Genomic DNA, 20456 nt, shown 5'->3' with positions numbered 1-20456 from the left:
TCGTCTGGGAAATGACCTTCCCCTCGACAAAATGTCCTTCAAGCGATGGCAAACATTGCGCCTCCTGACTGGCGCGCACCCCGGTCACCGACAACTGTTGCGGCAGGTCATCCGACCGCCCTCGGGGGTACCTCGGTAGCCAGGAGAACGCCTTGAAGAAGAGCTTCATCACGACGACGGTCGCCACCGCTGCGATCGCCGCCACCGCCCTCGCGACCGTCGCCACGAGCGGCGCGCAGGCAGCCGGCCAGCAGGCCGGGTCCGGCAACGTCGGCATCGAGCGAGCCATGGCCGCCGCTCGGGCCCACGGCAACGCCTTCGGTCTCGACAACGACCAGGCACTGCAGGGCAAGAGCGTCACGACCGACCGCGACGGCACCACCCACGCCCGCTTCAACCGCACGTTCAAGGGCCTGCCCGTCGTCGGTGGCGACGTCGTCGTCCACACCGACAAGGCCGGCGCCTGGAAGGGTGTCAACGCTGCGTCCAGCGCCGTGCGCGTCGCGTCCACCACCCCCCTCGTGACGGGACAGGCAGCGGCCGCCACCGCCGCGCGTGACGCCGGCTTCACGGTGCGCACCTCGTCGCCCACGCTCGCCGTGTACGCGTACGGCCCGGCCCGCCTGGTGTGGAAGACCCAGGTCGACGGCGTCGGCGCCCACCAGGAGCCCGCCGGCAAGGTCGTCTTCGTCGACGCCCGCTCCGGTGCCGTCGTGGACCAGTGGGCCACCGAGCAGACCGACACGGGCAGCGGTCAGAGCCTCTACCTCGGCACCGTGCCGCTCGAGTCGACCCTCTCCGGCGGGTCGTACCAGCTCATCGACGGCACCCGCGGTGGCGCCCGCACCGAGGACGCCAACAACGGCTCGACCTCGACGACGAGCGGCACGCTCTACACGGACGCCGACAACGTCTGGGGCACGGGCTCGAACTCCAACCGGCAGACGGCTGCCGTGGACGCCGCATTCGGCGTCGCCAAGACGTGGGACTTCTACAAGAACGTCTTCAGCCGCAACGGGATCAAGAACAACGGCGTCGCCGCCAAGAGCCTCGTGCACGTCGGCAGCGGCTGGGTCAACGCCTCGTGGTCGGACGCCTGCTTCTGCATGCGCTACGGCGACGGCAGCGGCAGCTACACCCCGCTCGTCTCCCTCGACGTCGCGGGCCACGAGATGACGCACGGCGTCACGTCCACCACTGCGGGCCTCGCCTACCGCCGCGAGTCCGGTGGCCTCAACGAGTCGACGTCCGACGTGATGGGCACGATGGTGGAGTTCTACGCCGCCAACGCCGCCGACCAGGGTGACTACCTCATCGGCGAGAAGATCAACACCTCCGGCACCCCGCTGCGCTGGATGGACAAGCCGAGCAAGGACGGCGCATCGGCCGACTGCTGGAGCAAGACGGTCGGCACCCTCGACGTCCACTACAGCTCGGGCGTCGGCAACCACCTGTTCTACCTCCTCTCGGAGGGCACCGGCACCAAGGTGATCGGCGGGGCCACGCACAGCAGCACGGCATGCAACGGCGCGACGCTCACGGGCATCGGCCACGACAAGGCCGCCGCCATCTGGTACCGCGCGCTCACCACCTACTGGGTGTCGAGCACCGACTACGCGGGCGCCCGCGCCGGCATGGTGCAGGCCGCCAAGGACCTCTACGGCGCCACGAGCCCGGAGGCCACGGCGACCGCCGCCGCCTGGTCGGGCGTCGGGGTCAACTGACCCGTCACACCGGCACAACCACGACGCGAAGTGCCCACTCGACCTCACGGTCGAGTGGGCACTTCGCGTGTCCGGCCAGCTGGCTCAGTGGCCGATGAGGCTGCGCACGCGGTCGGCGCCGACGGCAAGCAGCAGCGTCGGCAGGCGCGGCCCCGTGTCACGGCCGACGAGCAGCCGGTAGACGAGCACGAAGAACGCACGCTGTGCGGCAGAGAGCTCGGGGTCCTTGACCTTGGCCTCTGGGTCGATGCCGCGCTGGATCTTGGGCACGCCGTACGCGAGGTGCGTGAGGCCGTCGAGCGACCAGTGGTCGTCGAGCCCCTCGGCCAGCAGGCGCAGCGACTCGCGTTGCTGCTCATCGAGGCTGCCCAACAGCTCGGCGTCGGGGGTCTCCCGCACGATCGTGCGGTCCTCGGCGGGGACGTAGCCGAGCATCCAGCGCTCGGCGCAGTCGAGGCGCGGGCGCAGGTCGTCGGTGGAACCGACCGGGTTGTCGGGGTCGAGGTCGGACAGGATGCGGACCGCCTGCTCCTCGTCACCCTGGGTCACGTCGATCACCGAGGCGATGGTGCGGAACGGCATCGGGCGGGGCGTGGTGGGCAGCGGCCCCGACGCCGTCGAGGTCGCACGCAGGTGCGCGGCGAGGTCGCCGGCCTGGGCCGAACCGTCGGCGACCTTGCGGTTCAGGGCATCCCACTCGTCGTAGAGGCGCTGCAGCTCGGGCCCGAAGGCGACGTCGAAGCTCTGGTTGGGCCGGCGGCGCGCGTAGAGCCAGCGCAGCACCGGCGCCTCCATGACCTCGAGCGCGTCGTTCGGGATGGGCACGCCACCCTTGCTCGAGCTCATCTTCGCCATGCCTGCGATGCCGACGAACGCGTACATCGGGCCGACGGGACGCTCCCAGCCGAAGATCGGCGCGAGGTCCTTGCCGACGACGAAGCTCGACCCCGGGCTCTGGTGGTCGACGCCCGACGGCTCGAACACCACGTGCTCGTGGCCCCAGCGCATCGGCCAGTCGACCTTCCACACGAGCTTGCCGTTGGTGAAGGTGTCGAGGTCGACGGTCTCACGGTGACCGCACTTCGTGCACTCGTAGCTGAGCGCGTGCGTGTCGTCGTCGTAGGCGGTGACGGTGGTGAAGTCGGTGCCGCACGAGGAGCAGAACGGCTTGAACGGGTAGTAGCCCGCCTTGCCCTCGCTGCCGTCGTCCTCGGTCGCGGCGCCCGAGCCGCGCTCGGCCTCGGTCGCGGCCGCGGCCTGCTCCTCGGTGAGCTTCGGCTCCTTGCCAACGCCCTTGCCGCCCTTGCCCTTGCCCGTGGCCTTCTGGCGCGCCGCCTCGACGGCCTCGAGCGTGCGGTACTGGTCGAGCACCTTGTCGATCGCGAGGCGTTCACGCATCGCGAGCAGCACCTGGTCGCGGTAGACGCCGGCGCGGTACTGCTCGGTCTGGCTGATCTGGCGCACCTCGATGCCCGTCGCGGCCATGGCCTCGAGCAGCGGCGCCTTGAAGTGATCGGCCCAGCTCGCGTGCGGCGAGCCCTCGGGCGCAGGGACCGCGGTCAGCGGCATACCGATGTACTGCTCCCACGAGTCGTCCACGCCTGCAAGGTTCTTCGGCACGCGGCGGAATCGGTCGAAGTCGTCCCAGCTGAGGATGTGCTCGCACGCGATGCCGCGGCGCTTGATCTCGTCGGCGACGAGGTGCGGCGTGATGAGCTCGCGGAAGTTGCCGAGGTGGATCGGCCCCGACGGGCTGATGCCCGAGGCGCAGACGATGGTCTCGCCGGGGTTGCGCTCCTGCGCCTCGGCGATGACCTCGTCGGCAAGGCGCGTGACCCAGTCGAGCGGGGCGACCGTTTCAGTCATGAATTTCCTTCAGTTCCAAGCGATTGCGTATGCCGTCCGCCTCCGTCGGGCGCGAGCGTTCAGGACGCGACGGCGGGCTTGAGCGGGAAGCGCTCGATGATCTCGTCGCGGCCGGGGCCGACGCCGATGGCCGACACACGTGCACCGATGAGCTCCTCGACGCGCAGCACGTAGGCCTGGGCGTTGGCGGGCAGCTCGTCGAACGAGCGGCAGTGGGTGATGTCCTCCCACCAGCCGTCGAGCTCCTCGTAGATCGGGGTCGCGTGGTGGAAGTCGGTCTGGTTGACCGGCATCTCGTCGTGGCGCACGCCGTTCACGTCGTAGGCGACGCAGACCGGCACCTTGTCGAGGCCGGTGAGCACGTCGAGCTTGGTGATGACAAAGTCGGTGACGCCGTTGATGCGGGTCGCGTAGCGGCCGACGACGGTGTCCATCCAGCCGCAGCGGCGCGGACGTCCGGTGGTGGTGCCGTACTCGGCGCCCGTCTTGCGCAGGAACTCGCCCTTGTCGTCGTGCAGCTCGGTGGGGAACGGGCCCTCGCCGACGCGGGTCGTGTAGGCCTTGAGGATCGCGATGACCGAGTCGATGCGGGTCGGGGGCACGCCCGAGCCGGTGCAGGCGCCGGCCGCGACGGCGTTGCTCGACGTGACGTAGGGGTAGGTGCCGTGGTCGACGTCGAGCAGGGTCGCCTGCCCGGCCTCGAAGAGCACCGTGTCGCCCCGGTCGAGGGCCTGGCTCAGCACGAGGCTCGTGTCGGCGACCATCGGAGCGAGCCGGGCGGCATACGAGAGCAGCTCCTCGACGACGTCGTCGACCGCGGACGCGCGGGTGTTGTAGATCTTCGCGAGCACCTGGTTCTTGACCTCGAGGGCCGCCTCGACCTTCTGGCGCAGGATCTTCTCGTCGTAGAGGTCCTGGATGCGGATGCCGATGCGGTTCATCTTGTCGGCGTAGGTCGGGCCGATGCCGCGGCCGGTGGTGCCGATGCGGCGCTTGCCGAGGAAGCGCTCGGTCACCTTGTCGATGGTGCGGTTGTAGCTCGGGATGACGTGGGCGTTGGCGCTGACGAGCAGCTTGCTCGTGTCGACGCCACGCGCGTCGAGGCCGTCGAGCTCCTCGAAGAGGACCGACAGGTCGATGACGACGCCGTTGCCGATGACCGGCACGCAGTTCGGGCTGAGGATGCCGGAGGGCAGCAGGTGCAGCGCGTACTTCTCGCGCTTGCCGTCCTTCTCGATGACGACGGTGTGGCCGGCGTTGTTGCCGCCGTTGAACTTGACGACGTAGTCGACGCTGCTGCCGAGCAGGTCGGTCGCCTTGCCCTTGCCTTCGTCGCCCCACTGGGCTCCGACGAGCACGATCGCGGGCATCAGTCCGCCTTCCGGGTTGTGGTCCTGGCCAACCGCAAGGTTATCGGTTCGAGACCACTGCCCCGGACGCCGTCCGCCCCGCGCCGGGCCCGGCCGGGTCAGTGGCCGGCGAGCCAGGCCTCGAGGTACTCGGCGACGCCGTCCTCGCGGTGGTGCGAGGTGACGACCGAGGCCGCGTCGAGTGCCGGGTCGACGGCGTTGGCGACCGCGACGGCCGTGCCAGCGACCGCGAACGCCGAGACGTCGTTGTGGTTGTCGCCGAAGAAGACCGTGTCGGCGAGGTCGACCCCGAGCTCGTCGGCCAGGGCCCTCAGCCCGTCGCCCTTCGAGCAGGCCGAGCTCGCGATCTCGAGGTAGGTCGGCTTGGAGCGGTAGGAGACGAGACCCGGGCGCCCGGCCAGCGCCGCCTCGAGCTCGTCGACGAGCGCGGGGTCGCCCATGGCCATCACCTTGTGCGGCGGCCGTGTGTCGACGACCCCGGATGCGACGTAGTCGTGCGCCGAGACCTCGCTCGGGTCGACCGCCGTGATGGTGGCCTCGCGCTCGGTCCACGCGTCGGGGCCCCAGGCGTGCCAGTCGTCACCCGCGAAGAAGCTCGCGTGGAGGCCCAGCCGCGAGCACACGGCATACGCGGCTCGGGCGTCCTCTGGTGCGATGGCCACGTCGGTGACGACCGACCGGTCGGCCCGCAGCACGAGGCCACCGTTGTACGCGATGAGCGGGGTGGGCTCGACGCCGCAGAGGCGCTCGAGTCCCTCCAGGGACGCCGGCATGCGCGAGCTGCACAGCACGAACGTGTGCCCCGCCGACCGCACCGCCCGGATGGCGGCGACGGTGCGGTCGGACAGGGTGCGTCGGTGGTCGAGCAGCGTGCCGTCGACGTCGGAGCAGAAGAGCGTCATGCAGCGACCAGCGAGCTCACAGACCGAGCTCGCGCGCCGCCTCGGCCGAGCTGTCGCGGAGGAACTGCGTGCACCGGGCCTCCTCGTCGCTCTCGCCGATGGCGCGCGCCGCCCGGGCCAGGGCCGCGAGCGCCCGGAGGAACCCGCGGTTCGGCTCGTGCGACCACGGCACCGGGCCCTGGCCGCGCCAGCCCGACTTGCGCAGGGCGTCGAGCGCGCGGTGGTAGCCGGTGCGGGCGTACGCGTACGCCTCGACGTCGCGGTCGCCGTCGGCCAGCGCGTCCTCCGCCAGCGTCGCCCACGCGAGCGAGCTGGCCGGGTAGGTCGCGGCGACCTGCACCGGGTCGACACCGGACTCGAGCTTCTCGGCGGCCGGGTCGACGCCGAGGCGCGTCTCGGGGATGCCGAGCAGGTTGTCGCTCACTGGTGCGTGCCGGCCGAGCGCAGCGCGGTGCAGGCCTCGACGATGCGCACCGCCATGGCCTCCTCGGCCGCCTTGCCCCAGGCGCGCGGGTCGTACTGCTTCTTGTTGCCGACCTCGCCGTCGACCTTGAGCACACCGGCGTAGCCGGAGATCATCCAGTCGGCGATCCTGCGGGTGAAGGCGTACTGGGTGTCGGTGTCGACGTTCATCTTGATGACGCCGTGGTCGACGGCCGCCGAGATCTCCTCGGGCAGCGAGCCGGAGCCGCCGTGGAAGACGAGGTCGAACGGGCGCGCGTCGTCGGACAGGCCCAGCTCCTTGGCGGCGGCCTTCTGGGCCTCGAGGAGCACCTCGGGGCGCAGCTTGACGTTGCCCGGCTTGTAGACGCCGTGGACGTTGCCGAACGTGAGCGCGGTCAGGTAGCGGCCGTTCTCGCCGGCACCGAGCGCCTTAACCGTGGCGATGGCGTCCTCGGGCGTCGAGTAGAGCTTGTCGTTGATCTCGTGGGCGACGCCGTCCTCCTCGCCGCCGACGACGCCGACCTCGATCTCGAGGACGACGTTCGCGGCCTGGGCGAGGTCGAGCAGCTCGCGGGCGATCGTGAGGTTCTCGTCGAGCGGCACGGCCGAGCCGTCCCACATGTGCGACTGGAACCACGGGGTGCCGCCGGCCTTGACGCGCTCGGTCGAGGCCGCGAGGAGCGGGCGCACGAAGCCGTCGAGCTTGTCCTTGGGGCAGTGGTCGGTGTGCAGCGCGATGTTGACGGGGTAGTTCTTCGCGACCTCGTGGGCGTACGCGGCGAACGCGAGCGAACCGCTGACCATGTTCTTGATGCTCGGGCCGGAGAGGTACTCGGCGCCGCCCGTCGAGACCTGGATGATGCCGTCGGAGCCCGCGTCGGCGAAGCCCTTGAGCGCGGCGTTCAGCGTCTGCGAGCTCGAGACGTTGATGGCGGGGTACGCGAAGGAGCCGGCCTTCGCGCGGTCGAGCATGTCGGCATACACCTCGGGGGTGGCGATGGGCATTGCGTCTCCTGCTGGGTTGGCGTACGGGAGCTGTGCGGTTTCGATCCAGCCGAAATCCTGCCACGTATGCCGTCACGTGCCCACGGGTGCCCACCCACCGGTGAGCGCCCGCTCAGAGGAGGCGTGCGACGAGCACCGCGAGGGCCCGCTGCTGCTCGCCGGCCTTCCATCCGCTGCCGTCGAGGGTTGCCCACACGACACTGCCGCCACGGCGGAGCAGGACCACCTCGGCCGACCCAGCGCCGCGCTCCGACGGCACCGTGCCGACGAGGGCGGCGACGCCGGCCACGGTGCTCGGCGTCGCCTTCGCACAGGCCACGAACGCGACACGGAGGTGGTCCACGAGCCCTCCCGGATCGCCCGCGGCGAGGTCGACCAGGCCGTAGGACACCTCCTTCGTGCCGGCCGAGCTCTCGGGCGGGGCCTGGTTGCCTGCCTGCTTCGGCATCGTGACGAGGTAGCCCTCGACGAGGCGGCGTGCCCCGCTCGCCGGGACGAGCTCGTCGGAGGGCAGTCCGGTCCACGGCGCGAGGCCGTCGCAGAGCGGCTCGGCCGGCAGCTCGCCGGGACACTTGCTGCGGACGGTGGCGTCGACACCCGGCACGACCTCCTTCGGGTCGGAGGAGTCGCTCGACTCGGCGCCCGGGAAGAGCGCCTCGAGGGGCACCCGACCCTTGCCGGTGAGAGGACGCCTCGTGATGCACCTCAGCGCCTCCACGACATGGGTCATCCCCGGGTCGGGAGGAGCAGCGGAAGGGCCGGCGCGCGCCACGGCAGGGGCGGTTCCAGCTCGCGCAACCGGAGCGGGGCCGTCCGACGTGCACGCACCGAGCACCGAGACCGCCAGGGCCGCCGCGGCCGCCGCGGCCACGGCGACGACCCGCGCCCGAGAAGCCCGAGGTTCCCGCGCCACGGCCGTCACCCGCGTCCCCGCGTCACCTCAGCAGTCTGGCACGGTGTCAGGCCCCGGGGTCGAAGACGTAGGGCGTGGTGATCGCCACCCGGTGCAGCCCTAGCCGGCGCAGGATGGGCTCGCTGTCGGGTGACGCGTCGACGCGCACGAAGTCCTTGCCGCGGTCGAGCCCCAGCCTCGCCCGGTGCAGCAGGGTCGCGCGGTAGAGGCCGCGGCCGCGCCACTCCGGGAGGGTCGAGCCGCCCCAGAGCCCGGTGAAACGGCTGGCGTCGTACTCGGACCGGGCCGCGCAGAGCACCGGCCCCTCTCGGGACTCCTCCACCACCACGACGTCCATCGCGTCGGGCTCGACCTGCCAGCGCGGGAGCAGCGAGTCGACGACCCACGGCTGCGGCTCGCCCCACACCGTCTCCAGCAGGGCGGCCATCCGCTCGAAGTCCGCCTCGGAGTCGGCGGCGCGCACGACGACACCGTCGGGCAGCTCGATGTCCTGCGTTGCCAGGGGCTCGGCCTCGCCGAGGATGAGCGCCTCGTCGTCCTCCTTGACGAATCCGGCGCGGACGAGGCGCTCGCCGAGGTCGGTCGGCTCGTCGTAGTCGTAGGTCTTCCACTCGACACGCAGCCGGCGATCGGCGAAGAAGTCGCGTTGGCGTGCGATGACGGTGTCCCACCGCTCTGGGTCGGGGCCGAGACCGTCAGGGCTCTCGATCATGTTCCAGCGGCCGCCGTCGAGCTCGTACTCGCGCCGGACGAGGCCGTCGACCTCGATGGGCCGCTCGGGCGTGCCGACGCGGATCGGCGCGCGGGTCTCGTCGTGGAAGATGCGCAGGAGCTCGTCGACGCCGACCTCGGGTGCATCGCTCTGGAACGAAGAGGGGTTCACAGGACCACCCAAGCATGGTCGAATCCGTCTCGTCATGCCTGTTTCCACGCTCTCCGCCCGCGCTGCTGCGGCGCTCGCCGACGCCCGGCCCGTCCCGTTCTGGACCGACCGGCCCGAGCGGCCGCACCCCCGGCCCGCGCTGACCGGCGCCGCGCCGCGCACCGACCTGCTCGTGGTCGGAGGCGGCTTCACCGGCCTGTGGGCCGCCATCCGGGCCAAGGAGGCCGACCCCTCTCGCGACGTCGTGGTGGTCGAGGCAGGACGTCTCGGGGACGGGGCGTCGGGGCGCAACGGCGGGTTCCTGGCGCCGTCGCTGACCCATGGCCTCGCCCAGGGGGTGGCCTGCTGGCCCGACGAGCTGCCGACGCTCGACCGTCTCGCCGCGGAGAACTTCACGGGCATCGAACGCACGCTCACGGCATACGGCATCGAGGCCGACTACCACGTGCCGGGCGAGCTCACGCTCGCACTCACCGACCACCAGGTCCCCGCGGTCCGCGAGTCGTACGCGCTGCACCGGGAGCACGGCGTGCCCGTCGAGCTGCTCGACGCCACGCAGGCCCGCGCCCGCGTCGACTCTCCGCGCTACCTGGCCGGCATGTACGACCCCGAGGTCGCGCTCGTCGACCCGGCCCGTCTCGTCTGGGGACTGGCCCGTGCGACCGAGTCGCTCGGCGTGCGCCTCCACGAGCACACGCGCGCAACGGGATTCGACGCCGAAGGCGCAGGGGTGCGCGTCCGCCTCGACGGAGGGTCGATCCACGCCCACCGCGTCGTCATCGGCACGAACGCCTCGCAGGGCGTGCTCCGCCGGTTCAGCGCGTGGGTGCTGCCCGTCTACGACCACGTGCTCATGACCGAGCCGATGACCACCGACCAGCTCGCCGCCATCGGGTGGGACGGACGCGAGGGACTCACCGACGCCGGCAACCAGTTCCACTACTACAGAAGGACACTCGACGACCGGGTGCTCTTCGGCGGCTACGACGCGAACTACCACTTCCCGGGACGCATCGACCCGGCGCTCGAGCAGTCCGACGCGTCCCACGGCCTGCTGGCCGACCACTTCCTCGACATCTTCCCGCAGCTGGAGGGCATCCGGTTCACCCACCGCTGGGCCGGCGTCATCGACACGACCTCACGCTTCACGCCCGTCTTCGGCACCGCCCTCGGCGGACGGATGGCGTACGCCGTCGGCTACACCGGGCTCGGCGTCGCGTCGACCCGCTTCGGCGCGGCCGTCGCCCTCGACCTCGTCGACGGCAAGGACACCGAGCTCACCCGCCTCGGCATGGTGCGGCGCAAGCCGATCCCCTTCCCTCCCGAGCCGATCCGGTATGCCGCCGTGCGGGCCACGCGGTCGTCGCTCGCCGCCGAGGACCGCACCGGCCGCCGCAACCTGTGGCTGAGGGCGCTCGACCGGATGGGCGTCGGCTACGACTCCTGAGCCCGTGCCGTCAGAGGGTGACGAGGTCGGTGGGGCGGGTGTTGAACCGCTCGACGCCCTCGGCGGTGACGGCGACGATGTCCTCGATGCGCGCGCCCCAGCGCCCGGTCAGGTAGACGCCCGGCTCGATGCTGAACGTCATGCCCGGCTCGAGCGGCAGGTCGTTGCCCCCGACGACGTAGGGCTCCTCGTGAACGTCGAGTCCGATGCCATGACCGGTGCGGTGGATGAAGTGGTCGGCCAGGCCGGCGTCGGCGAGAACGGCCCGCGCGGCGCGGTCGACGTCCTGGCAGGTCACCCCCGGCCGCACGGCGTCGACGGCCGCGCGGTGCGCCGCCTGCAGCGCGGCGTAGGCGGTGGTCACGTCGGGCTCGCGGGGTGACCCGACGGCATACGTCCTCGTGCTGTCGGAGTTGTAGCCCGACGGCAGCGGGCCGCCGATGTCGACGACGACGAGGTCGCCCTCCTCGACGACCCTGTCGCTGACGGAGTGGTGCGGGCTCGCGCCGTTCGGGCCTGACCCGACGATGACGAAATCGGCGACGGTGTGGCCCTCCTCGACGATCGCGGCGGCGATGTCGGCAGCGACCTCCGCCTCGGTGCGGCCGGGGCGCAGCCACTCGCCGACGCGGGCGTGCACCCGGTCGATGGCGGCGCCGGCGGCCCGCAGCTCGGCGAGCTCGGCCTCGTCCTTGCGCATCCGCAGCTCGCGCAGCACCGGACCGGCGAGCTGCTGGTCGGTCGCACCGGCGTCGCGCAGCCGCAGCAGGTGCAGCGCGGGGAGGAGGTCGCTGACAGCGACCGGGCCCGTGGGCACGCCACCGAGCGCGAGGGCGTACGGGTCCTGACCGTCGACCCACGTGCGCACCTCGACGCCGAGGTCGGCGAGCGGCACGTGCCCGAGACCGGCGTACTCGAGGGCGGGCGAGACGAAGACCGGGGCGACGGCGGCGTCGGTGGGCACGACCAGGGCCGTGAGCCGCTCGAACGACGAGCCGCCGATGCCCGTGAGGTAGCGCAGGTCCGAACCGGGGGCGACGACGAGCGCGGAGACGCCCGCACGGGCCGCCTCCGCGCGCAGCCTGTGGAGCCGGGATCGCATCGTCGTCACGTCGAGGGTGGAGGAGCTGACGGCCATGCGCCGACGTTACCGCTCGGCCACCACCCCTCCCCCGCCAGGCGGAGCCGTCGACGTCGGCGGGCTGCCTAGGCTGTGCGCATGGACGGCCGCTGGAGCAGACTCCGCTCCCGGGTGGCGGCGTGGTTCGGCGTCGACTCCGACTGGGAGCGCGTGCCCGCCGACCCCGACCGCACCCGTCGCACCGACACGGCCGTGGCTCTCGCGCTGATGCTCTCCGGCCTGCTCGGCATCGAGGTGCTGCGCAGCCTCGACAGTCTCGGCGACCCGCCCGGCCCGGGCTGGCTCCCCCACCTCGCCGTCGTCGCGGGAACCCTGCCGCTCGTGTGGCGCCGCAGCCACCCGCTCGTCGTCGCCGCCGTCTGCTCGCTGCACTTCCTCGTCGTCGGGCTCACCCTGACCGCCGTGGCCATGTCGTTCTCGATGCAGGTCGTCTACTTCCTCGCGCTCTTCACCGGCGTCGCCTGGGCGCGGGACCGCCGCGCCATGCTGGTCGTCGTCACGGGAGTCGTCGTGGCCATGACGGTGTGGCTCGTCTGGCAGTTCGCCGTCGGCTCCGGTGTCGAGGGACTGCTCACCGACAACGGCAAACCACTCCCCCGGCAGGGCCTCTTCTCGCCGCTCGCCGCCTACGTCGTATACGCCGCCGTCCTGAACTCCGTCTACTTCGGCGGCGCCATCGTCGGCGGCCAGTTCGCCTGGCGCTCGGCGCTGCAGCGCGACCGCGTCGCCGAGCAGGCCCGCACGATCAGCGCCCAGGCCGACCAGCTGCAGCGCCGGGCCGTCGTCGAGGAGCGGCTACGCATCGCGCGCGAGCTGCACGACGTCGTCGCCCACCACGTCTCGGTCATCGGCATCCAGGCCGCCGCCGCCCGCCGCGTGCTGCGTCTCGACCCCGACGCGGCCGAGGGCGCGCTCCGCTCGGTCGAGACCTCGTCGCGTGAGGCCGTGTCGCAGATGCGCGGGCTGCTGGGCACGCTGCGCTCCTCCGACGACGAGGCAGCCGAGGGAAAGCGTGCCCCGGAGCCGCGACTGGCCGACGTGCCCGCCCTCGTCGAGCAGTCGGCGATCGCCGGCCTCGACGTCGAGTGCCGGGTCGTCGAGGACACCCCGGGCGCCGTCGCGACGGTTCCCGACCCGGTCGGCCTCTCCCTCTACCGCACCGTGCAGGAAGCGCTGTCGAACGTGCGCCGTCACTCGACAGCCTCTGCCGCAACGGTTTTCGTCCGCGTCGACCGGCGCGGCGAGCCCGGCTTCGCCCACGGCTACGCAGAGGTCGAGGTGCTCGACACGGGCAGTCCGAGGTCGGGAACCTCGGGCTCCGGGCTCGGCCTGCTCGGCGTGCGCGAGCGGCTCTCGACGCACGGCGGCGTGAGCGAGATCGGTCCCCGGGTGACCGGCGGCTACCGCGTCCGGGTGCGTATGCCGCTGCCGGAGGAGTCGTCGTGACCCGCATCCTCCTCGTCGACGACCAGAAGCTCGTGCGTTCCGGCTTTGCGCTCATCCTCTCGGTCGAGCCCGACCTCGAGGTCGTCGGCGAGGCGAGCGACGGCGAGGAGGCCGTGCGGCTCACGAGGGCGCTGCGTCCGGACATCGTGCTCATGGACGTCCAGATGCCGGTGATGGACGGCATCGAGGCGACCCGGCTGGTCGTCGCCGACGACCTGGCCAAGGTCATCATCCTCACGACGTTCGACCGCGACGACTACGTCTACGCCGGGCTCTCCGCCGGAGCGAGCGGCTTCCTGCTCAAGAACGCCGACGCCGAGCACCTCGTCGAGGCCGTGCGTGCCGTCGCCGACGGCCACGCGCTGCTGGCGCCCGAGGTGACGCGGCGCGTCATCGAGCGGATGACCGCCGGAGCCGAGCCGTCGCGCCTCCGGGCCACCGGGGGGCAGGGGCCGGGCGTTCGCGAGCAGAGTGGGGACCAAGGGATCGGCCAGCGGACTGACCACCGGCTCGACACGCTCACCCCGCGTGAGCTCGAGGTGCTGGGGCTGGTCGGTCGAGGCCTGTCCAACGCCGAGATCGCCGCGCGCCTCTTCGTCGGCGAGGCCACGGTCAAGACGCACCTCTCGAACGTCTTCAGCAAGCTGCAACTGCGCGACCGCGTGCAGGCCGTCGTGCTGGCCTACGAGGCGGGTCTCATCCTGCCGGGGGAGGCGGAGCATCAGCCGCCCGGCTGATCCGCGCGATCCCGGGCCGTGGCTAGCGTTGACGCCATGACGCGGGACGAGCACGACCACGGGGAACGAGCCACCACAACACGATCCGCGAGCGCAGCGACACCAGCGAGACCGGCCAGACCGGCCGGACCGGCCAGACCGGGCGTGGCCACGGCGGACATCGAGGTGCGCCACCTGACGCGGACCTTCGGCGACGTGCGCGCCGTCGACGACGTGAGCTTCGCGGTCGGGTCCGGGCTGCTCACCGGCTTCGTCGGTGGCAACGGTGCCGGCAAGACCACGACGATGCGCATGGTCATGGGGGTGCTCGCCCCGTCCGGCGGCGAGGTGCTCTGGAACGGGCGCCCGATCACCGCCACCGACCGGAGGTCCTTCGGCTACATGCCCGAGGAGCGTGGCCTCTACCCCAAGCAGCCCGTGCTCGACCAGCTCGTCTACCTCGGGCGGCTGCGCGGCCTCGGTGCATCGGCGGCCCGCCAGTCGGTCACCGCGCACCTCGAGCGCCTCGGGCTCGCCGAACGGGCCCGCGACCACGTCGAGAAGCTGTCTCTGGGCAACCAGCAGCGGGTCCAGATCATCGCCGCCCTCATGGGGCGCCCGACCGCGCTCGTGCTCGACGAGCCGTTCAGCGGACTGGACCCCGTCGCCGTGGACAGCATGGCCGACCTGCTGCGCGAGCACACCTCCCGCGGGGTGCCCGTGCTCTTCTCGTCGCACCAGCTCGACCTCGTCGAGCGGCTCTGCGAGCGCCTCGTGGTGCTCGCCCGCGGCCGCGTGGTCGCGTCGGGCACGCCCGAGCACCTGCGCAGCCGATCGGTGCTGCGCCACCGGCTCGTCCTGTCGGGCGATGCCGGGTGGGTGCGTGGCGTCGCGGGGGTGCACGCCGTCGACGTCGAGGGCCACACCGCCCTGCTCGAGGTCGTCGAGCCGACGGCCGAGCGGCGCCTCCTCGAGGAGGCGCTGCGCCGCGGCGACGTGCACGAGTTCTCCCCCCAGCGGCCCAGCCTGGCCCAGATCTACCGCGAGGTGACGGCATGACCACGACCCAGCACCGGCCTCCGTTCGACCAGCCCGACCCGGAGGGCGCCGGCGTGACGCCCCCGAGCGGTGAGGAGCACGAGCTGGGCCGCACCGAGCGTCCCTGGCTGATCGTCGCCCTGCGCGAGATCGTCGTACGTCTGACGAACCGGGCCTTCCTCGTCTCCACCCTGGTCACGCTCGTCTTCATCGCCGGCTACGGCGCCTTCTCGGTGTGGCAGTCCGGCCGCACGACGACGTGGACCGTCGCGGTCACCGACGGCGCCGCGGGGCGTCTCGTCGGGCAGGCGGCGACGAAGGCGCACGCCGACGACGCCAAGGTGGTCATCGAGTCGCGCACCGTGAGCGGCGAGTCCGCGGCCAGGGCGCTCGTCGAGGCCGGTGACGCGGCTGCCTGGCTGCACCAGAGCCCCGCCGGCGGCTGGACGCTCACCTCGGCCGACGAGGCCGACAACGACCTGGTCGTCCCGCTCGAGGCGGCGGTGCGCACCGACGCGCTCGCGACGAACGCCGCCGCAGCCGGAACGACCATCCAGGCGCTCGAGCGGGGCTCGACCCTCACGACGAACCAGTTCGACGGTCGGCAGGGCACGGGCGGGTTCGTCAAGGGCGCCACCTTCGCCTTCGCCCTGCTCTTCTTCATGTCGGCGATGATGTTCGGTCAGCAGATCGCCGCGAGCGTCGTCGAGGAGAAGCAGTCACGTCTCGTCGAGATCCTCGTGACCGCCATCCCGCTGCGCGCCCTCCTGGCGGGCAAGATCGTCGGCAACTCGGTCATCGCGCTGGGTCAGGTGCTGCTGTTCGCCGGTGTGGGGCTGGTCGCGGTGTCGTTCACCGACATGGCGAAGCTGCTGCCGACCCTCTCGACGGCGGTCGTCTGGTTCGTGCTCTTCTTCGCCGTCGGCTTCTTCGCCCTCGCGTGCCTCTTCGCCGTGGCCGGCGCCCTCGCCTCGCGCACCGAGGACCTGCAGTCGACGACGGCCCCGATGACGACGATCCTCATGCTCGTCTACGTGCTGAGCTTCGGGCTCGGCGGCACCGCGCTCGAGGTCGCCTCGTTCGTGCCGGTGGCGTCGGTGGTCTCGATGCCGGGCCGCATCCTCGCCGGTGACACGGCGTGGTGGGAGCCGCCGGTGGCCCTCGTCGTCATGGCCGGCTTCTCGGTGGCCACCATCGTGCTGAGCGAGCGGATCTACCGTCGGTCGCTGCTGCAGACGCGCGGCCGGGTCTCGTGGAAGCAGGCTCTCACCGCACCGGACTGACAGGCGCAGCGCCCGGGCCCGAAATGCCTTGTATGCCGGCTTTGCCCGATCGCCTGCCCGCCCCTTACGCCCCGCCGACACAGTCCAGACCGATCCTTGCCGAGTCCTGACCTGGAATCGCAGCGGAGACGTCGTGGTCCGCCTAGCGTTGAGGGGCCCGGTGAGTGCTGGGTCATGAAGGACGTCGCGGCGGTCGCTCCCTCCGTTCGCGACGAGCGGGCCCCGGCCGCCGGATGCGTCGGGGCCTGCTCATTTCCGGCCGGGTGAGGCCGTTCGGACTCGGGCCCTGCTCACCGAACCGAACGAACGGGAACGGGCTGGGGCGGCGGCGGGCCGACGTAGCGCGCCGCGGGCCGGATGATCTTCGGGTCTCGGCTCTGCTCGAGCACGTTCGCCGTCCAGCCGATGACGCGGGCGACGCAGAAGGTCGGCGTGAACATCGACGGGTCGAGCCCGGCGAGCTTCATGACGACGCCGGCGTAGAACTCGACGTTGGCATGCAGCTCGCGTCCCGGCTTGAGCTCGGCGAGGGTCGCCTCGACGGCGTCCTCGACCCCGACGGCGAGGTCGACGAGGGGGTCGTCCCAGCCGCGGGCGATCGCCTTGAGCATCTCCGAGCGCGGGTCCCGGGTGCGGTAGACGGCGTGCCCGAACCCCATGATCCGGTCGCCCGCCTCCACCCTCGACCGCACCCACGCCTCGGCACGGTCGAGGGTGCCGATCGCGTCGAGCGCCTCGAGGGCGCGGCTCGGCGCGCCGCCGTGCTTGGGTCCGGAGAACGACCCGATGGCTCCGACGAGGCATGCCGCGAGGTCGGCACCCGTGCTCGCGATGACCCGCGCCGTGAAGGTCGAGGCGTTGAAGCCGTGGTCGATCGTGGCGACGAGGTACTGCTCGACCGCCCGGACGTCCTCGGGCGCGGGGTGCTCTCCGCTCACCATCCGGAGGTAGTCCTCCGTGTGGCCGAGCGTCGGGTCGGCGGGGACGGGGTCGAGGCCGTGGTGCAGCCGGTGGGCCGCCGCGAGGAGGGTCGGGGTGATGGCGGCGGCCGCCATCGCGGCGGCCGCCCGCTCGCCCTCGTCGCTGTCGTAGAGGGTCCTCAGCCCGGCGACGCCGCCCCACGCGGAGAGGGCGGTCCGCAGCACCTGGAGCGAGTCGGTGGTCGTGGCGCAGATGGCGGGGAGCAGCTCGGCGAGACCCGGCGGCAGCACGCGCAGGCGGCCGATCTCGGCGCGGAAGGTCGCGAGCTCGTCCTCGGTCGGCAGGTGACCGTGGACGAGCAGGTGCCAGGCCTCCTCGACGCCCACCTGCGCGGCCAGCTCGACCGCGGAGTACTGGCGGTAGTGGAAGAAGCCCTCGTCGCCCCGGACGTCGCCCAGCTCGGTGTCGGTGACGACGACCTTGGCGAGGCCCTTGGGGACGGAGATGAAGTCGGTGGTGGTGGACATGACGTGCTCCTCTCGGGTTCACTCGTCACTGTCAGACATATTGATCAACATCGTCAATGTTGATCCCATCAACCCTTGACCCGATCAACCCGGAGGGCATCGTGACGCCGGTGACCGACCCCTCGCGCTCGTGGATCACGACCACCGAGGCAGCCCAGCGGCTCGGCGTGAAGCGAGCGACGCTCTACGCGTACGTCAGCCGTGGGGTGCTCCGCAGCGAGCGGCGGCCGGGTCAGCAGGAGAGCCTCTTCGACCGCTCCCAGATCGACGCGATGGCGTCGTCGACGAGGGCTCCCGGGGGGCCTCAGCCGGTGCTGCGCTTCCGCAGCATCGCGACGGCGGTGAGCAGCCAGGCGGACGGAGATCTCCTCTACCGCGGCCGCCCGCTCGCCGATCTCGTGGCGCTCTGCTCGTTCGACGAGGCTGCCGATGTCGTCCTCGGTTCCCCTGCCGCACAGGAGGTTCCGCCGCCCGACAAGCCGCTCGGGTTCGATCTCCGTGCGCTGCCTCGGCAACGCCGTATGCCGGTCGCCGTCCAGCTGCTCGCCGCCGCAGACCCCTTCGCCTCCGACACCGACCCCGACCGCGTATGCCTTTCGGCCCTTTCGACGGTGCGTGCCGCGGTCGCGCTCGTGGCGGGCCGTCCGGCCGCCGGGGCGTCGACGCCGTCGACCGACCTCGCCCCGCTCGCGCTCGAGGCTCTCGGAGGGTCTTCGAGCAGCAGGGGCGACGTCGCCGTGCTGCGCGTCCTGCTCGTCGCCCTCCTCGACCACGGGCTGACCGCCTCGACGGTCGCCGCGCGTGTCGCCGCCTCGACCCGGGCTGGCCTGCACGACTGCCTCTCGGCGGCCTACGCGGCGATGGCCGGCCCCCTGCACGGCGCAGCACCGGTGGCCGCCCACGCCCTCCTCGCCGAGGGAGCAGACCCGGTGGCCGTGGTGGCCCGGGCCCTGCGTCTGCACGGCGGCGTGCCGGGCTTCGGTCACTTCCTCTACCCCGACGGCGACCCCCGCGCCGACGTCGTGCTCGAGGCGCTGTGGCGACGGCGCGGCACGACGCGGCTGCGACGACGGGTCGAAGCCGTGGCGCGGGTCGTCGCCGACCGCACCGGAGGGCTCCCGAACATCGACCTCGCGAGCGCCGCCGTGCTGCACGCCCTGCGCCTGCCCGCCGAGTCGGGCGAGGTCGTCTTCCAGATGGCCCGCTCGGTCGGGGTGGCCGCGCACGTCGTCGAGGAGTACGCCGAGGAGCCGCTGCGCTGGCGCGGTCGCGACCCGCAGGGGTGAGCAGCCCCGGTGAGCGCTAGACGTGCTGGTCGAAGACGTGCCGGCGCACCCAGGCGTGCATCGCCACGGCCGCCGCCGCCCCGGCGTTGATCGAGCGGGTCGACCCGAACTGCTCGATGTGCAGCACCGCCTCGCACTCGGCGCGCATCGGCTCGGAGAGCCCCGGACCCTCCTGGCCGAAGACGAGCACGCACCCGCGCGGCAGGTCGAACGTCTCGAGCGGCACCGAGCCCGGCAGGTTGTCCACCCCGAGCAGCACGAGGCCGTGCGCCCGGGCGAACGCGGCGAGCGCCGGGGCGTCCGCGTGATGGTGCTCGTGCTGGTAGCGGTCGGTGACCATCGCCCCACGCCGGTTCCACCGCCGCCGGCCGACGATGTGGAACGCCGCCGCCCCCATGGCGTTGGCCGTGCGGATCACCGACCCGATGTTGAAGTCGTGGCCCCAGTTCTCGACGGCGACGTGGAAGTCGTGGCGCCTCGTGTCCAGGTCGGCGACGATCGCGTCGTGGCGCCAGTAGCGGTAGGCGTCCACGACGTTGCGCCGGTCGCCGTTCTCGAGCAGCTCGGGGTCCCAGTGGTCGCCCTCCGGCCACGGCCCGACCCAGGGGCCGACACCGATCTCGTGCATGACGGCTCCTCCGGAGACGGGCGGCGGGACGCGGCGAGTCTACGAAAGTCCCTCGATGCGTCTTCGAGACCCGTGCCGACCCACAGGGCAGCCACTGGCACGATTCAGGGCCTCCGGGGCTGACGGCATACCCTGTGACGCATGCACGCACTCGCCGCCCTGCCGGCCGCAGTCCCGGCCCTCGGCCCCAAGTGGATGGACCCCGCCTACCTGCTCGAGCAGTACGGCAGTGCCTTCTTCTGGATCGCCATCGCCATCGTCTTCATCGAGTGCGGGCTGCTCTTCCCGATCCTCCCCGGCGACTCCCTGCTCTTCGCCGTCGGCCTGTTCATCGCCACCGGCCAGGTGCACGTCAACCTCGGCCTCGCGATGCTCGCCCTGTGCGCGGCCGCCTTCCTCGGCAACGTCGCCGGCTACGAGATCGGGCGCGCCATCGGCACACCGCTCTACGAGCGTGACGGGCGCATCCTCAAGAAGAAGTACTTCGACCAGACCACCGCGTTCTTCGACAAGCACGGCAACAAGGCACTCGTCATCGGCCGCTTCGTGCCGATCGTGCGCACCTTCATCACCGTGGTCGCCGGCGTGAGCCGCATGGAGCGTCGCCGCTTCTTCACCTGGAGCGCCGTCGGCGCGGTCCTCTGGGCCGCCGGGCTCACCCTGCTCGGCTACTTCCTCGGCCAGGCCTTCCCGTGGCTCTCCGACAAGCTCGAGATCGCCATCCTGCTCATCGTTGCCGTCTCGGTGCTGCCGATGGTCTACGAGTTCGTCAAGCACCGCCGTCAGGCGAGGGCGATCGCGTCCGAGGTGGGCGAGGCCGCGAGCGACCTCGCCGACCACGCCACGGACGCCGACCACCGCTCCTGATTCCGGCGAAGCCCGGACGCCCTCCCGCCGTCGGGGGACACTGGGTGCG

18 protein-coding genes are annotated in these 20456 nt (G+C 72.0%); 8 read left to right on the top strand and 10 right to left on the bottom strand.

The genetic code is table 11. The annotated features are described in order from the left end of the window. Positions 1-152 precede the first annotated feature (152 nt). Positions 153-1724 carry a M4 family metallopeptidase gene (locus tag ACYVNR_RS03695; RefSeq protein WP_461046633.1) on the top strand — a complete coding sequence of 524 codons (1572 nt, stop codon included), beginning with the start codon at positions 153-155 and terminating at the stop codon, positions 1722-1724. A gap of 84 nt (positions 1725-1808) precedes the next feature. Here the strand turns inward: ACYVNR_RS03695 and lysS are convergent, their stop codons facing one another. From lysS to ACYVNR_RS03660, 7 genes are all read right to left on the bottom strand, one after another. Beyond that, positions 1809-3590 carry a lysine--tRNA ligase gene (lysS, locus tag ACYVNR_RS03690; protein WP_461046632.1) on the bottom strand — a complete coding sequence of 594 codons (1782 nt, stop codon included), beginning with the start codon at positions 3588-3590 and terminating at the stop codon, positions 1809-1811. 59 nt (positions 3591-3649) lie between these two features. Continuing rightward, entirely contained in the window at positions 3650-4960 is a 1311-nt protein-coding gene (locus ACYVNR_RS03685; protein ID WP_045191269.1) for an adenylosuccinate synthase, read from the bottom strand. 98 nt (positions 4961-5058) lie between these two features. Beyond that, positions 5059-5862, bottom strand: a complete 804-nt coding sequence (locus ACYVNR_RS03680; protein WP_461046630.1) for a Cof-type HAD-IIB family hydrolase — start codon at positions 5860-5862, stop codon at positions 5059-5061. Between the two features lie 16 nt (positions 5863-5878). Continuing rightward, positions 5879-6286: a DUF3151 domain-containing protein gene (locus ACYVNR_RS03675; RefSeq protein WP_045191267.1), complete on the bottom strand. Its 408-nt coding sequence runs from the start codon at positions 6284-6286 to the stop codon at positions 5879-5881. Then, the gene (gene fbaA, locus ACYVNR_RS03670; RefSeq protein ID WP_045191266.1) at positions 6283-7311 is read right to left on the bottom strand and encodes a class II fructose-bisphosphate aldolase; all 1029 of its coding nucleotides are present in this window, start codon (positions 7309-7311) and stop codon (positions 6283-6285) included. The genes ACYVNR_RS03675 and fbaA overlap by 4 nt, the downstream gene beginning before the upstream one ends. A gap of 112 nt (positions 7312-7423) precedes the next feature. Continuing rightward, the gene (locus ACYVNR_RS03665; protein WP_461046628.1) at positions 7424-8041 is read right to left on the bottom strand and encodes a hypothetical protein; all 618 of its coding nucleotides are present in this window, start codon (positions 8039-8041) and stop codon (positions 7424-7426) included. Between the two features lie 229 nt (positions 8042-8270). After that, the gene (locus tag ACYVNR_RS03660) at positions 8271-9107 is read right to left on the bottom strand and encodes a GNAT family N-acetyltransferase (RefSeq protein WP_461046626.1); all 837 of its coding nucleotides are present in this window, start codon (positions 9105-9107) and stop codon (positions 8271-8273) included. 34 nt (positions 9108-9141) lie between these two features. Here ACYVNR_RS03660 and ACYVNR_RS03655 point away from each other — a divergent pair, with 34 nt between their 5' ends. Next, positions 9142-10554 carry an NAD(P)/FAD-dependent oxidoreductase gene (locus tag ACYVNR_RS03655; protein WP_461046624.1) on the top strand — a complete coding sequence of 471 codons (1413 nt, stop codon included), beginning with the start codon at positions 9142-9144 and terminating at the stop codon, positions 10552-10554. Between the two features lie 10 nt (positions 10555-10564). On the opposite strand, the gene ACYVNR_RS03650 is transcribed toward ACYVNR_RS03655, so the two are convergent. Next, entirely contained in the window at positions 10565-11692 is a 1128-nt protein-coding gene (locus ACYVNR_RS03650) for a M24 family metallopeptidase (RefSeq protein WP_461046623.1), read from the bottom strand. 81 nt (positions 11693-11773) lie between these two features. Between ACYVNR_RS03650 and ACYVNR_RS03645 the strand changes: the two genes are divergently transcribed. From ACYVNR_RS03645 to ACYVNR_RS03630, 4 genes are all read left to right on the top strand, one after another. After that, entirely contained in the window at positions 11774-13141 is a 1368-nt protein-coding gene (locus ACYVNR_RS03645) for a sensor histidine kinase (protein WP_045191258.1), read from the top strand. After that, complete coding sequence (locus ACYVNR_RS03640) at positions 13138-13878, top strand: response regulator (protein WP_461046620.1); 741 nt, start codon at positions 13138-13140, stop codon at positions 13876-13878. Before ACYVNR_RS03645 ends, ACYVNR_RS03640 begins: the two co-directional genes overlap by 4 nt. 144 nt (positions 13879-14022) lie before the next feature. Then, positions 14023-14916, top strand: a complete 894-nt coding sequence (locus tag ACYVNR_RS03635; protein WP_458802659.1) for an ABC transporter ATP-binding protein — start codon at positions 14023-14025, stop codon at positions 14914-14916. Further along, positions 14913-16178, top strand: a complete 1266-nt coding sequence (locus tag ACYVNR_RS03630) for an ABC transporter permease (RefSeq protein WP_461046618.1) — start codon at positions 14913-14915, stop codon at positions 16176-16178. The genes ACYVNR_RS03635 and ACYVNR_RS03630 overlap by 4 nt, the downstream gene beginning before the upstream one ends. Before the next feature lie 290 nt (positions 16179-16468). On the opposite strand, the gene ACYVNR_RS03625 is transcribed toward ACYVNR_RS03630, so the two are convergent. Next, on the bottom strand, positions 16469-17626 hold the full coding sequence (locus ACYVNR_RS03625; RefSeq protein WP_461046616.1) for a citrate/2-methylcitrate synthase: 1158 nt from the start codon (positions 17624-17626) through the stop codon (positions 16469-16471). A 110-nt stretch (positions 17627-17736) separates the two neighbouring features. Between ACYVNR_RS03625 and ACYVNR_RS03620 the strand changes: the two genes are divergently transcribed. Continuing rightward, the gene (locus ACYVNR_RS03620) at positions 17737-18912 is read left to right on the top strand and encodes a citrate/2-methylcitrate synthase (protein WP_461046615.1); all 1176 of its coding nucleotides are present in this window, start codon (positions 17737-17739) and stop codon (positions 18910-18912) included. Between the two features lie 16 nt (positions 18913-18928). Here the strand turns inward: ACYVNR_RS03620 and ACYVNR_RS03615 are convergent, their stop codons facing one another. Next, positions 18929-19540, bottom strand: a complete 612-nt coding sequence (locus tag ACYVNR_RS03615; protein WP_045191254.1) for a TrmH family RNA methyltransferase — start codon at positions 19538-19540, stop codon at positions 18929-18931. A gap of 141 nt (positions 19541-19681) precedes the next feature. On the opposite strand from ACYVNR_RS03615, the gene ACYVNR_RS03610 reads away from it, so the two are divergent. Continuing rightward, positions 19682-20407, top strand: coding sequence for a DedA family protein (locus tag ACYVNR_RS03610; RefSeq protein ID WP_045191253.1), 726 nt, complete (start codon positions 19682-19684; stop codon positions 20405-20407). The last annotated feature ends 49 nt before the right edge of the window (positions 20408-20456 follow it).

Source organism: Terrabacter koreensis (assembly GCF_054783315.1).
Note: the sequence above shows the minus strand (reverse complement) of the source record. Positions and strands in the feature narration are given on the sequence as shown.